This is a genomic window from Streptomyces sp. RB17, from assembly GCF_009604455.1.
Lineage (GTDB): Bacteria > Actinomycetota > Actinomycetes > Streptomycetales > Streptomycetaceae > Streptomyces.
In genome coordinates this window covers 297858-310134 of sequence record NZ_WEGL01000002.1, presented here as the reverse complement: position 1 = coordinate 310134, position 12277 = coordinate 297858, and the positions used below count along the sequence as shown (strand labels likewise).

The following is a 12277-nucleotide window of genomic DNA, read 5'->3' as shown; positions in this document are numbered from 1 at the left end:
CCGAAGGTCACCACTCCCGGGTGGCGATCAACTCCTCCGCGTCGGCGTCCTCGAAGCCGTAGGCCCGCGCGACGAACCAGAAGTCGCCGCCTATCTCCTCGCGGGCCACCGTCTCGATCTCGCTGCCGGCCGCCTCGAACTCCGCCTCCAGTGCGTTGAACTCCTCGGTGGCGGCCTGCGTCAGCCGGTACAGGGCGACCAGGTCGGCGGGCCGCTCGGCCTCGATCCGCGCGCACAGGGCGAGCAGGATCTCCCGGCCCTTGTCCACGACGTGGTCCGGGAAATACCCGTCCCGGTACAGCCCGTCCAGGAAAGCGTGCCCCGCCACCCGGGGATTGCTGATCGGCATGCTCCGGCCCCGCCCCTCGCTCGGCCTCGATGTGACACCTTGATCCTGCACCAGACCACTGACAACGCCCCGGAGCCGCCCGTGTCCTCCTACGAACTCCTGCCCGGTGCCCCCGACTCGCCCGTGCTGCTGCACGTGCCGCACTCCGCGCGGGCGATCCCCGAGGACGTGCGCGGCGGGATCGTGCTGGACGACGCCGCGCTGGAACGGGAACTGGACCACATCACGGACGCGCACACCGCCGAACTCGCCGAGCAGGCCGCCGCCCTGGCCGACGTCACGCCGTGGCGGTTCGTGAACCGGCTGTCCCGGCTGGTCGTGGACCCGGAGCGGTTCCCCGACGAGCGGGAGGAGATGGCGGCCGTCGGCATGGGCGCCGTGTACACGCGGACCACGCACCGGGCCGAGCTACGGCCCGCTGACACCGATCCGGAGCCGCTGCTGGCGCGGTACTTCCGGCCGTACGCGCGCGCCATGACCGAGGCGGTGGCGGACCGGCTGGCGGCCACCGGCCGGGCCGTCGTGATCGACGTGCACTCCTATCCGACCGAGCCGCTGCCCTACGAGCTGCACGGCACCGGGCCGCGTCCGCCGGTGTGCCTGGGGACGGATGCCTTCCACACCCCGGAGGGGCTCATGGAAGCGGCCCGTAAGGCGTTCGCGGCCGTCGGGGAGACGGGACTGGACAGCCCGTTCGCCGGAACGTACGTGCCGCTGGAGTTCTACGGCCGCGACACCCGGGTCACCGCCCTGATGGTGGAGATCCGCCGGGACACCTATATGGTCGAGCCGGCCGGCGCGGCCGGGCCGGGGCTGGAACGGCCGGCGAACGCGCTGGCCGATGTCATCAACGCGGCCTGAAGCGCCCCGAAGGGGCGCGGGGCCGTGCTCGACATGCGGCTGCGCCGCGCGGGCGCGATCAACCACGGCGACCCGCGGTCGCCCGACGGCACAAGGTGGCACCCCGTGTAGCGCGCCGCCCCCCACCTGGCGCACTCCCGCAGGACAACGCCCCGCATGCGTACCAATGTGGTGCGCATGACCGAGGAGACCACGCTCACCGGCCACGCCCCGCCGCCCGTACGGGACTGGCCCACACCCGACCTGGACGGAACGGACTTCGACCCGGTCCTCGACGGCCTGATGCGCGAGGGTCCGCTGACCCGGATCCGGTTGCCGTTCGGCGAGGGCTGGGCGTGGCTGGCGACCCGCCACGACGACGTGAAGCTGATCACCAACGACCCGCGGTTCAGCCGCGCCGAGGTGACCGGCCGTCAGGTGACCCGGATGGCGCCGAACTTCGCGCCCCGCCCGGGCTCGCTCGCCTGGGCCGACCAGCCCGACCACAACCGGCTGCGCAAGCCGGTCGCCGGCGCCTTCACGGTGAGCGCCATGAAGCGGCTGCGGCCCCGCGCGCAGGCGATCCTGGACGAGCTGGTGGGCGGTGTCGTACGGGACGGACCGCCGGCCGATCTGATCGAGCGGGTGCTGGAGCCGTTCCCGCTCACCGTCGTCAGCGAGGTGATGGGCGTGCCCGCCGCCGACCGGGCGCAGGTGCACGCCTGGACCCGGGAGATCATCTCCACCAACGGGGCCGAGGCGGCCGGCCGCGCCAAGGAGGGCCTGTACGGCTGGATCACCACGACCGTCCGGGCCCGCGCCCACAGCCCCGGCGAGGACGTCTACTCGATGCTGGGCGCAGCCGTGGCGCGCGGGGAGATCAGCGAGGAGGAGGCCGTCGGACTGGCCGGCCCGCTGCAGATCGGCGGCGAGGCCGTCACGCACAACTGCGGGCAGATGCTGTATCTGATGCTGACCCGGCCGGAGTTGATCGAGCGGATGCGGGCCAGGCCCGACGCGCGCGGCCCCGTGCTGGACGAGCTGTTCCGCTGGATCCCGCACCGCAGCTCGGTCGGGCTCGCCCGGATCGCGCTGGAGGACGTGGAGATCGCCGGCCACCGGATCACCGCGGGCGAGCCGGTGTACGTCTCCTACCTCGCCGCCAACCGCGACCCGGCCGTCTTCCCGGACCCGGACCGCATCGACCCCGACCGCGATCCGAACCCGCACGTGGCGTTCGGCAACGGCCCGCACTTCTGCACCGGCACGCTGCTGGCCCGGCTGCAGACCGAGCTGCTCGTCGACACCCTGCTGGACCGGCTGCCCGGGCTGCGGCTCGCGGTGCCGGCCGAGGAGGTGCGGTGGCGGCACCGGACGATGATCCGCGGGCCGCGGACGCTGCCCGTGACCTGGTCCGTATGACGTCCTGAGCAGGGTCAGGCCCGCAGCCACTCCGTGACGATCACCTCCGCGCCGGTCCGCAGCCTGAGGGCGAACGGGCCGGCCGGTGGTGTGTCGCTGGTGAAGCGGCCCAGGGTGTCGACCGTGACCGGGCGGGCGGTCCGCGGGCCGCCGAGCACCTCGATGCGCGCGGACTGCGGCGGCAGCACCTGGCCGATCAGCCCGTCCTCGGTGACCTCGACGTCGACGGTGACCTCGCCCGCGCTGAACGTCAGCATCCGCGGGGCGTCCGGCACGCCCCTGACCGGCAGCGCGTCCACCAGCGAGTCGAAGGTCAGCTCGGCGATCCTCGCGTCCAGGTCGTGCAACGCGTAGGCGTCGAGCGCCAGTTGGCGCAGGGCGTCCGGGACCGGGTCGAGGACCGCGGCCGCCTGACGCAGCTCCTCCTCCAGCAGCGCGTCCGCCAACTCCTCGTCCGCCGAGGCCGGTTCCGGAAGCTCATGGTCCTCGTTCACACCGCACCCCGTGCGTCCATCCGGGCCCGCAGCCGGCGCAGACAGCGCTGGCGCAGCGGTCCGATGCTGCCGACCGCGATACCGAGCGCGGCCGAGATCTCACCGTAGCTGGGCGGCGGGGAGGTCACCAGCACGCGCAGCAGCTGCCGGCAGCGCTCCCCCAGTCCGTCCAGCTCCTGCCACAGGCGGCGCACCCGCTCGGCCCGGTCCGCCTCGTCCTCCGAGTCGATCAGCGACTCCTCCGGGGTCCGCTCGTCGCTGGCCCGGTCCAGCACCCGAGGATCGTCCGTCAGGGTCAGCCGGGTCAGGCTCTTGAGCACTTTCAGGCACTCGTGGCGGGCCGTACTGGCCAGCCAGGATCCCGCCTTGTCGGGTTCGCGGATGCGGCCCAGGTGCTGGGCGAAGCGGAACCACACGGTCTGGTAGACCTCGTGCCCGTCGGCCTCGGAGAGCCGGTGTGCGCGCACGACCGACCACACCAGCGGGCTCATCCCTTCCACCAGCGCTTTCCAGGCCGCTGCGTCCCCGTCGACGGCGGACCGGACGAGCGCGCCGACCTCTGTTCGGTCCACGGCTCCACCCCTCGTGTACGGCACGTCATCGTACGCCGTGGAGCGGAGTGTTCCGGACCTCATGCGGACACGGCCGGGGCGGCCGGGGCCACGACGGGGACCGGGCGCCAGGTGGCCGGCCGGAGCGCCAGAACGTGCGCCCCGCGCACCTCGGCGGTGTCGGTGGTGGCCGCGAGCAGCCGGGCGAGGGCGGTGCGCGGGTCGCGCTCCCCCTGCGCCGCCATGAGCGCGGCGACGAGACCGGCGGCGACCGGGGTGGCGAAGGAGGTGCCGCTCCACTGTGCGAGGCCGTCGAACATCACCTGGTCCGGCTTGGCCCCGGTGCTCTCCCGGCCCTCGCTCAGCACGCCGGTGTGGCGCGGGTACTGACAGGTGCACGGATACTCGAAGCCGAACCGGCAGGCGTCGTAGGTGGAGTGCTGGTAGATGTACGGCACCGGCGTGTCGAAGCCGGTGAGGGCGCTGGTGAGGCGCTCGCCGGGGGCGAAGACCCGTACCCAGGGGCCGTGGTTGCTGAAGCAGGCCTCGCCGTCGCCGTCCGCGCGCAGCGCGCCGACCGACAGCACGCTGTCCGCGTACTCGGGCAGGGCGGCGTAGGCGGCGGGCCAGAACGGCGTGTCACTGGCGTTGTTGCCGGCGGCGGCGATCAACAGGGTGCGCTGCTCGCGCAGTTCGCGCAGGAACGCGTCCAGGCCGAGCAGGCCCTCGCCGCTCTCGGTGGGGGTGCCGGCGGAGAGGCTGATGATGTCGGGCCAGCCGCCCTGGTCGACCGCCTCGAAGAGCCGGGCGCCGAACTCGGACTCCAGGATCGCCCCGGCGTCGTTCAGGGTGCCGCGGACGGTGATGTCGGTGTCGGGGGCGACGGCCGCGAGGATCCCCGCGATGAACGTGCCGTGGCCGACGTACTGACGGAGCACCCCGTCGGCGTCTGTCTCGGCCGCCTGGAGGTCGCCCGTGGTGTGGGCGAGCAGCGGGTAGGACCCGTGGTCGTGCACCAGACCGGTGTCGATCACGAGGACGCCGACGGCGCTGTCCGCGTCGTGACCGCCCTCGGCGGCGGCCGGGTTGGCCGGCTGGGTGCGGGCGACCGGCACCGGCTCGTCGCCGGGGCAGGCGTTGACCGCGATGTGCACCACGTGGTTACGGCTCACCAGCCGGCTGCCCCGGCGGTCCTCGGCCTCCCGCAGGGCGCCCAGCGCGTGCGGGACGGTGTCCTCGCCGGCGCTCGGGTCGCCGGTGCGGATGCGGGTGACGCCGGTGCGGTTGGTCTCCGGACCGTCCCGCCGGACGTGATCGGGGTCCAGGCCGTCGGTCGTGGTGAAGTGGGCGCGCACGGCGTCCTCGACGACCCGGGCCTCCTCGCCGTCCCGGGCCAGGACGACGCCCTTCTCGTAGAGGAAGTGGGCGGCGCCGTCGTCCGGCCCCATGGCCAGGGACACGTCCGGCATGGAGCGCTGGATGTGCTCGAACTGCTCGTGGAACCGCTGTGGTGCCATGACCTGTCCTCCCCCTGATGACGGTGTTCGACAGTGAGAGTCTCGGGGCCACCGTCTGATACAGGTGGCCACTACCATGCGAGACGTGACGGCGGGAAGCGAGTCGGTTCTCGAACTGCTGCCCCTGGTGTTCGCCGACCCGGGCGAGGCCCGGGCGCGCGCGGAACAGGTGCTGGGGGCCTCTCCGCCGCCGCTGCACGCCAGCGTGGCCCATCAGGTGCTCGGCATCTGGCAGCGGGACTTCGGGGATCTGCGGATCGCGCTGACGCATCTTCGCCGGGCCCGGGACCTGGCCGCGCGCGCCGAGTCGGCCGACCGCGAGGCGGATGTGCTCGCGACGCTCGGGGTCGCACTGGTGCACGCGGGGCGCACGCGACAGGGGCTCACCTCCTTCGAGCGCGGGGTCGCCCGGGGCAACGGTCACACCCGGGCCCGGGTGCTGTACCGGCGGGCGTACGTGTGGTGGGTGCTGGGGCATCACCGGGAGGCGCTGGAGGACGTACGGCGGGCGCTGCCGGTGCTTCGGCAACTCGGCGACGACATCTGGACCGCGCGGGCGCTGACCCTGCGGGCGACCGTGCATCTGGCGCTCGGGGCGGTGGACCGGGCGGTCGCGGACTTCACGGCGGCGGAGCGGCTGTGGGACACCACCGGCCAGGAGCACGACAAGGCGGACGCGGTGGAGAGCCGGGGCCTTGCCGCGTTCCGGTCCGGGGACATCCCGGCGGCGCTGCGGCTGCTGGACGAGGCCGAGGAGCGGTACGCGAAGCTCGGCACGCCCACCTACATGCTGTCGCTGCGCCGTTGCGAGGTGCTGATGGCGGCCGGTCTCGCCCCGGAGGCGCTGGCCGAGGCGGACGCGACGATCGCGCTGCTGGACCGCATCGGCGGGCAGTCCACCCGCAAGGCCGAACTGCTGCTGGCCGCCGCGCGGGCGGCCCGTTCGGCCGGGGACGCGCACACCGCGGTGGCTCGCGCCGCCGTCGCCGTACGGCTGTTCGCGGCACAGCGGCGGATGTGGTGGGAGCAGCACGCCCGGCTGGTGCTGATCGAGGCGCGGGTGGCGGCCGGGCGCCGCTCGGGGCGGCTGGTCGCGGACGCGGCGGCGGTCGCCGGGAAGCTGGCCTCCTTCGGCTCGCCGGCCGCGCCGGAGGCCTCGCTGCTCGCGGGCCGGATCGCGCTCGCGCTGGGCTGGACGGCCGACGCCGAACGGCACTTGGCGGTGGCCGCGCGCAGCCGGTACGGCGGTCCGCCGCCGGCCCGGGTGACGGGCTGGGCGGCACAGGCGCTGCGGGCCCGCGCGGCGGGGTCCCGGCGGGGTGTGCTGGAGGCCTGCCGGCGCGGCCTGGACGTGCTGGACGACCACCGGATGACGCTCGGCGCCTCGGAGCTGCGCGCCCACGCCACCGCCCAGGGCGCCGAACTGGCCGCGCTGGCCCAGGAGGTGAGCCTCACCCACGGCACACCGCGCCGGCTGCTTCAGTGGAGCGAGCGCTGGCGGGCCACCGTGCTGTCCGCGCCGCCCACCCGGCCGCCCGCCGACCCGGCGCTGCTGAGCGGTCTGACCGCCTACCGGGAGATAGCGGCCCGCGCCGAGGAGGCCCGCATGGAGGGCCGTCCGGTGCCCGCGCTGGAGCGCGAACAGCGGCGCCTGGAACGGGAGATCCGCTCCCGCACCCACCACATACGGGGCTCCGCCCCGCACGAGGGCGACCGCTTCGACACCGCCCGGCTGCTGGACCGGCTCGGCGAGGCACGCCTGGTCGAACTGGCCGTGGTCGACGGCCGGGTGCACATCCTGCTGTGCGGGCAGGGCCGGGTACGGCGGTTCACCGGCGGCCCGTTGGCGGAAGCGGTGGCGGAGGCCGAGCACGTCCAGGCCGGGCTGCGGCGCCTCGCCCACCCCGGCGCCGAGGCCCGGCTGCCGCTGGTGGAGGCCGCGGGCCTGCGCCTGCAGGAACTGCTGCTGGGCGGCGCCGCGGCCCAGCTGGGCTCCGGGCCTGTGGTGATCGTGCCGCCGGGTGCGCTGCACCGGGTGCCCTGGGCCCTGCTGCCCGCGCTGCGGGACCGGATGCTCAGCGTGTCCCCGTCGGCGGGCAGCTGGCTGCGCGCCCGCGAGACCGCGCCGCCGCCGGACGGCCGGCATGTGCTGGTGCGCGGGCCCGGCCTCGCGACCGGCGGCGCCGAAGTACCGGAACTGGCCGCCCGCTACGGCAGGGCCACGGTCCTGGAGGGCGACGACGCCCAGGTACCGCGCGTCCTGGACCACCTCGACGGCGCGGCGCTCGCGCACCTCGCGGCCCACGGCACGTTCCGCGCCGACAGCCCGCTGTTCTCCGCCCTGCGCATGGCCGACGGCCCGCTCATCGTGCACGACTTCGACCGGCTCACCCGCAGTCCGTACCGGATCATCCTCTCCAGCTGCGACACCGCGCGCCTCGCCTCCGTCGGCGCCGACGAACTCCTCGGCCTGGTCACCGCGCTGCTGCCGCTCGGCACGGCCGGGGTGGTGGCGAGCAGCGCACCGGTCAACGACGCGGCCGTGGTTCCCCTGATGCTGGCCCTGCACAAGGGTCTGGACGCGGGACTGTCGTTGGCGGAGGCGCTGCGGGACGCCCGCACCACCCTGCCGGGCGACGCGGTGCACCAGGCGACGGGCTGGGCCTTCGCGGCGTTCGGGGCGGCATAGGGCCCTACGCGGACTCGCACAGCCACGGCAACGAGCCCCGGTCCCCGGTGCCGAGCCGTGTATAGGCGCTGTACAGATGGTTGCCCACCGTCCGCACGGACAGGGTCAGCCGCTCGGCGATCTCCCGATTGCTGAGCCCCGCCGCGGCAAGCGTCACGATCTGCCGCTGCCGAGCGGTCAGTTCACCGAGGACCAGCCCGGCCAGCGCGGGCGTCCGCGCCCCCTGGCACCGCCGCGCGAGCGCGACCGCCCGGGTACGGGACATCCGCGCCGCACGCGGATCCCGGTGGACCCGTACGGCCTGCGCGTACGCCTCGGCCGCGAACAACCGGAACCCACGCTCCGCCAGGCCCTCGGCGGCCCGGTCCAGTCCGGCCCCGTCCTCCCGTGCCAGCGCTTCTGCGTGCCGTGCGAACACACTGCCTGCAGGCAGCCGTCCGGTGGCCCGCTCGGGTTCACCGAGGCGTACGGCGGTGTAGCGTGCGTACACATCCGCACCGCCCGACGACTCCACGTCACCCTCGACGCAATGGAGTTCGGCAAGGCAGTCCGCGTCCTCCGGTGCGCCTCCCAGCCCCGCCCGCGCCCAGGCGGCGGCGTCCCGCACGTCGCCGCGCAGCCGCGCGAACCGGGCGCGGACGGCGGCGTACCCGGCGGGCAGCGAGGCGCCCTCAGCGACCAGCCATTCCCCCACCGGCGTCGGCAGCGGCCGGACGTCCAGCTGCTCGATCCGCCTTACCAGGGCCCGCCGTTCGGCCTCCAGGGCCGGACCGTGGTCGCGAGGAGCGCCGGCGAGCCGACGAGCGCGCAGCCTGCCCGCCGTGGCACGCAGCGCCGCCCCGTGCAGGGGATGGGCGAGTGTGACGCCGCCCCGGTCGTCGACGTGGACCAGACCGTCCGTCTCCAGGCGCTCCAGGGCCTCCACATCGAGCTCGGCCGGCGACAGCGGCACGGGCAGCGGCTCGGCGAACGCCAGCCGCTCCAGCGTGTCCCGCTCGCCGGGGCCGGAGCGCTCCAGCACCGGGGCGAGACGCTCGCGTACGGCCGCGGTGACCGGCAGCGCACCCCGCCAGGCGCGCTCGTCGGTGCCGGGGACGGGGGTCAGACGACCGGCCGTCCCCAACGCGACGACCAGGTCGCGCAGCAGACGCAGATCGCCCCCGCACATCCGGTGCAGACGGCGCACGGTGAGCGGATCGAGGCCGGCGGCGGCGAGCAGCTGGGCGACGTCCTCGAACGGCAGCGGTGCGAGGGCCAGCCGGGGCAGCAGCTCCCCGGTCCACAGCCGGGACACCGCGCCGGGCGCGGGCACGCCGTCCACCGCGGCCACGACGAGCCGGGTACGGCCGTGCACGGCGAGCTGGTGGACGAGGGCGGCGGAGGCCTCGTCCAGCAGCTGGGCGTCGTCCACGACGAGGAGCCGTACGCCGGACAGGATGCGCACCGCGCGGTGCAGCGAGACGGCGTCGGGCAGCAGGTGGGCGAACGCCGCGAAGGGCAGGCCCTGGGCCTGGGGAGTGCCGGTGACCAGGGTGTGCTCCGTGCCCCGGACCGCCTCCGTGATCAGCCGGGTCTTGCCGTGGCCGGCCGGACCGGTCACCACGATGCCGGGCCGGCCGCCGGCCGACGCCCCGCGCACCAGCTCCAGTTCGTCCTCCCGGCCGGTGAACGGCCAGGGCAGCTCCAGCGTCTTCGCGTCCTGTTCGTAAGTCCTCACATCATGCAGAGCGCGCGTACTCAGGTTTGATACAGGGCGACTTGAGTAGCCCCCGACTCAGGCGCCCGGCTGCGCGGACGGGCAGGCTGGCCGCATGACCCGACGCCTGTGCTCGCTCCCGCGGCAGCCGGCCCCGTGCTTCGCACCGGGGCTGCCCGCCGAGCGGCTGTGCGCGCTGCTCGCGGGGCGGCGGATGTGGGTCGACGGCACGGTCCTGCACTACTACCTCTACGACGGCTCGGACAGCTCCGACGCCTCGGTGATCCCGGTCCCCGGAACCGGTGAGCCGCGCCGCGTGCCGTGGGCCGGCGGCGCGGAGCAGCGGGACGTGGTCCGCGATGCGTTCCGCGAGTGGCAGGGGCTCGGCATCGGCGTCACGTTCGCCGAGGTCGGTGACCCGCGCGAGGCGGAGCTGCGGATCGGGTTCCAGGCGGGCGGCGGTTCCTGGTCGGCGGTGGGCCGGGAGGCGCTGTCGGTCGGCCGGGGCGAGCGCACCATGAACCTGGGCTGGGACGTGACCGGGCCCGGGGAGCGCGGAACGGTGCTGCACGAGATCGGGCACGCGCTCGGCATGGTGCACGAGCACCAGAGCCCGTACGCCGGGCTCCACTGGGACGAGGAGGCCGTGTACGCCGAGCTGGCGGGCCCGCCGAACTTCTGGAGCCGGGAGACGACGTACACGAACGTCCTGCGCGAGCTGGACGCCGGTGAGGCGAGCGGCTCGGTGTGGGATCCGCAGTCGGTGATGACCTTCCCGTTCGGGCCGGGGCTGGTGCTGGAGCCGGAGCAGTACCGCGGGGGGCTGGCTCCGTCCGGGGGCCCGTCCCCGGCCGACAAGGAGTTCGTGCTGCGCTGGTATCCGCCCGCCGGTCCGGGAGGGCCGGCCGCGCTGGTGCCGTTCCGGTCGGCGCCGCTCGGTCTGACACCGGACGAGCGGGCCGACTTCACGGTCGAGCCGCCGGAGACCCGCGACTACACCGTGGGCACCTTCGGCGACGCCGACACGGTGCTCGTGGTCTTCGAGGAGCGCGACGGGGTGCCGCGCTTCCTCGAGGGCCACGACGACGGCGGCACGCCGGACAACGCCGCCGTCCGGGTCCGGCTCGTCAAGGGCCGCCGGTATGTCGTCCGCGTCCGTCCGTACTCCACATGGGGGTCGGGGGATACGGCGGTCATGTGCTGGTGAGCACACGCTGACGACACACGCCACAGTCCGGCGCCGGGGGGAGCGGCCGTGGACGTCACCCACGGGGGAGGTGACGTCCACGGCCACACCGCGTTGTGTGTGGACGCCTGTTCACGACGCGGCGCGCTCGGCCGAGGCGGGCGCGTCGGCGTCGGGGTGGGCGAGGCCGAGGTGGTCGCGCAGGGTCGTGCCCGTGTAGTCGGCGCGGAACACGCCCTGTTCCTGAAGCAGCGGGACGACCTTGTCGGCAAAGGGGTCGAGGCCGCCGGGCGTGATGTGCGGGACCAGGATGAAGCCGTCGGAGGCGTCCGCCTGCACGAAGTCGTTGATGGTCCGGGCGACCGTGGCCGGGGAGCCGACGAAGGTCTGGCGGTTGCCGGTGTTGATGACGAGGTCGCGGATGGACCACTTGTTGGCCTCGGCGAGCTGCCGCCACTCGCGGGCGATGGCGATCGGGTCCCGGTACATCCGGACCTGGGCGCGGCCCCGGGAGATGTGCTCCTCGCTCACCACGGGATCGACGTCGGGCAGCGGGCCCTCCGGGTCGTACGCCGACAGGTCCCGGTTCCAGACGAACTCCAGGTGTTTGAGGGCGGTCGCGCCGCTGACCTGTTGCCGGCGCACTTCGCGGGCGAGTTCGGCGGCCTCCTGGTCGGTGTCGCCGAGGACGAAGGTGGCAGCCGGCAGGATGAGGAGCTGGTCGGGGCGGCGGCCGTACTTGGCGAGGCGGGACTTGACGTCCGTGTAGAAGGCCTGGCCCTCCTGCAGCGTGGAGTAGCGGCTGAAGATCGCGTCCGCGTCGGACGCGGCGAACTCCCGGCCCTCGTCGGAGTCGCCGGCCTGGAAGATCACCGGGCGGCCCTGTGGGGAGCGCGGGACGTCGAACCGACCGTGGATGTCGAAGTGCCGGCCCTGGTGCACGAAGGAACCGGCCTTCGCATCGCGCAGGAAGACGCCTGCCGCCTGGTCGGCGAGGATCTCGTCGCCGCGCCAGGAGTCGAAGAGTTCGTGCGCGGTGGCGAGGAACTCCTTGGCGCGGGAGTAGCGCTCCTCCTGCGGCAGGAAGCCGCCGCGGCGGAAGTTCTCGCCGGTGAAGGCGTCCCAGGAGGTGACCACGTTCCACGCGGAGCGGCCGCCGGAGAGGTGGTCGAGGCTGGCGAACTGGCGGGCCACCTCGTACGGCTCGTTGAAGGTGGAGTTGATGGTGCCGGTCAGGCCGAGCCGGTCGGTGACGGCGGCCAGCGCGGCCAGCACGGTGAAGGTGTCGGGGCGGCCGACGACGTCCAGGTCGTAGATCTTGCCGCCCTGCTCGCGCAGCCTGAGTCCCTCGGCCAGGAACAGGAAGTCGAACTTGGCGCGTTCGGCGGTTCGCGCGAAGTGCGCGAAGGAACTGAACTCGATGTGGCTGCCCGCTGCCGGGTCGCTCCACACGGTGGTGTTGTTGACGCCAGGGAAGTGGGCGGCCAGGTGGATCTGCTTCAGTGGCTTGCTCATGGGTGCTGTCGTCCTCTC

General features: G+C 74.2%; 10 protein-coding genes. 4 read left to right on the top strand and 6 right to left on the bottom strand.

The features are described from left to right. Positions 1-7: 7 nt before the first annotated feature. Positions 8-349, bottom strand: a complete 342-nt coding sequence (locus tag SRB17_RS08380) for a DUF5713 family protein (RefSeq protein ID WP_153536385.1) — start codon at positions 347-349, stop codon at positions 8-10. 42 nt (positions 350-391) lie between these two features. Between SRB17_RS08380 and SRB17_RS08375 the strand changes: the two genes are divergently transcribed. Then, positions 392-1210: an N-formylglutamate amidohydrolase gene (locus tag SRB17_RS08375; protein WP_323375409.1), complete on the top strand. Its 819-nt coding sequence runs from the start codon at positions 392-394 to the stop codon at positions 1208-1210. A 177-nt stretch (positions 1211-1387) separates the two neighbouring features. Further along, positions 1388-2611, top strand: coding sequence for a cytochrome P450 (locus SRB17_RS08370; RefSeq protein WP_153538041.1), 1224 nt, complete (start codon positions 1388-1390; stop codon positions 2609-2611). Between the two features lie 14 nt (positions 2612-2625). Here SRB17_RS08370 and SRB17_RS08365 read toward each other — a convergent pair whose 3' ends face one another. From SRB17_RS08365 to SRB17_RS08355, 3 genes are read right to left on the bottom strand one after another with little or no spacing between them, the layout of a single operon-like run. Next, positions 2626-3105 (bottom strand): hypothetical protein, encoded by a 480-nt coding sequence (locus SRB17_RS08365; protein WP_323375183.1) that lies wholly within the window; start codon positions 3103-3105, stop codon positions 2626-2628. Then, the gene (locus SRB17_RS08360; RefSeq protein WP_153536383.1) at positions 3102-3740 is read right to left on the bottom strand and encodes an RNA polymerase sigma factor; all 639 of its coding nucleotides are present in this window, start codon (positions 3738-3740) and stop codon (positions 3102-3104) included. Before SRB17_RS08360 ends, SRB17_RS08365 begins: the two co-directional genes overlap by 4 nt. After that, positions 3737-5173: a S8 family peptidase gene (locus tag SRB17_RS08355; RefSeq protein ID WP_153536381.1), complete on the bottom strand. Its 1437-nt coding sequence runs from the start codon at positions 5171-5173 to the stop codon at positions 3737-3739. The genes SRB17_RS08360 and SRB17_RS08355 overlap by 4 nt, the downstream gene beginning before the upstream one ends. Positions 5174-5258: 85 nt before the next feature. Between SRB17_RS08355 and SRB17_RS08350 the strand changes: the two genes are divergently transcribed. Beyond that, entirely contained in the window at positions 5259-7862 is a 2604-nt protein-coding gene (locus SRB17_RS08350; protein WP_323375182.1) for a CHAT domain-containing protein, read from the top strand. A gap of 4 nt (positions 7863-7866) precedes the next feature. On the opposite strand, the gene SRB17_RS08345 is transcribed toward SRB17_RS08350, so the two are convergent. Beyond that, positions 7867-9579, bottom strand: a complete 1713-nt coding sequence (locus tag SRB17_RS08345) for a helix-turn-helix transcriptional regulator (RefSeq protein WP_323375181.1) — start codon at positions 9577-9579, stop codon at positions 7867-7869. A gap of 94 nt (positions 9580-9673) precedes the next feature. On the opposite strand from SRB17_RS08345, the gene SRB17_RS08340 reads away from it, so the two are divergent. Continuing rightward, complete coding sequence (locus SRB17_RS08340; RefSeq protein ID WP_153536375.1) at positions 9674-10765, top strand: M12 family metallopeptidase; 1092 nt, start codon at positions 9674-9676, stop codon at positions 10763-10765. A gap of 111 nt (positions 10766-10876) precedes the next feature. On the opposite strand, the gene SRB17_RS08335 is transcribed toward SRB17_RS08340, so the two are convergent. Further along, on the bottom strand, positions 10877-12259 hold the full coding sequence (locus SRB17_RS08335; RefSeq protein WP_153536373.1) for an NtaA/DmoA family FMN-dependent monooxygenase: 1383 nt from the start codon (positions 12257-12259) through the stop codon (positions 10877-10879). Between the last annotated feature and the right edge of the window lie 18 nt (positions 12260-12277).

What these genes read in the sequence shown, in the direction of transcription:
- SRB17_RS08360 (WP_153536383.1), bottom strand. Translation starts at nt 3,740, where the DNA reads ATGAGGTCCGGAACACTCCGCTCCACGGCGTACGATGACGTGCCGTAC.
- SRB17_RS08340 (WP_153536375.1), top strand. Translation starts at nt 9,674, where the DNA reads ATGACCCGACGCCTGTGCTCGCTCCCGCGGCAGCCGGCCCCGTGCTTC.
- SRB17_RS08335 (WP_153536373.1), bottom strand. Translation starts at nt 12,259, where the DNA reads ATGAGCAAGCCACTGAAGCAGATCCACCTGGCCGCCCACTTCCCTGGC.
- SRB17_RS08355 (WP_153536381.1), bottom strand. Translation starts at nt 5,173, where the DNA reads ATGGCACCACAGCGGTTCCACGAGCAGTTCGAGCACATCCAGCGCTCC.
- SRB17_RS08380 (WP_153536385.1), bottom strand. Translation starts at nt 349, where the DNA reads ATGCCGATCAGCAATCCCCGGGTGGCGGGGCACGCTTTCCTGGACGGG.
- SRB17_RS08370 (WP_153538041.1), top strand. Translation starts at nt 1,388, where the DNA reads ATGACCGAGGAGACCACGCTCACCGGCCACGCCCCGCCGCCCGTACGG.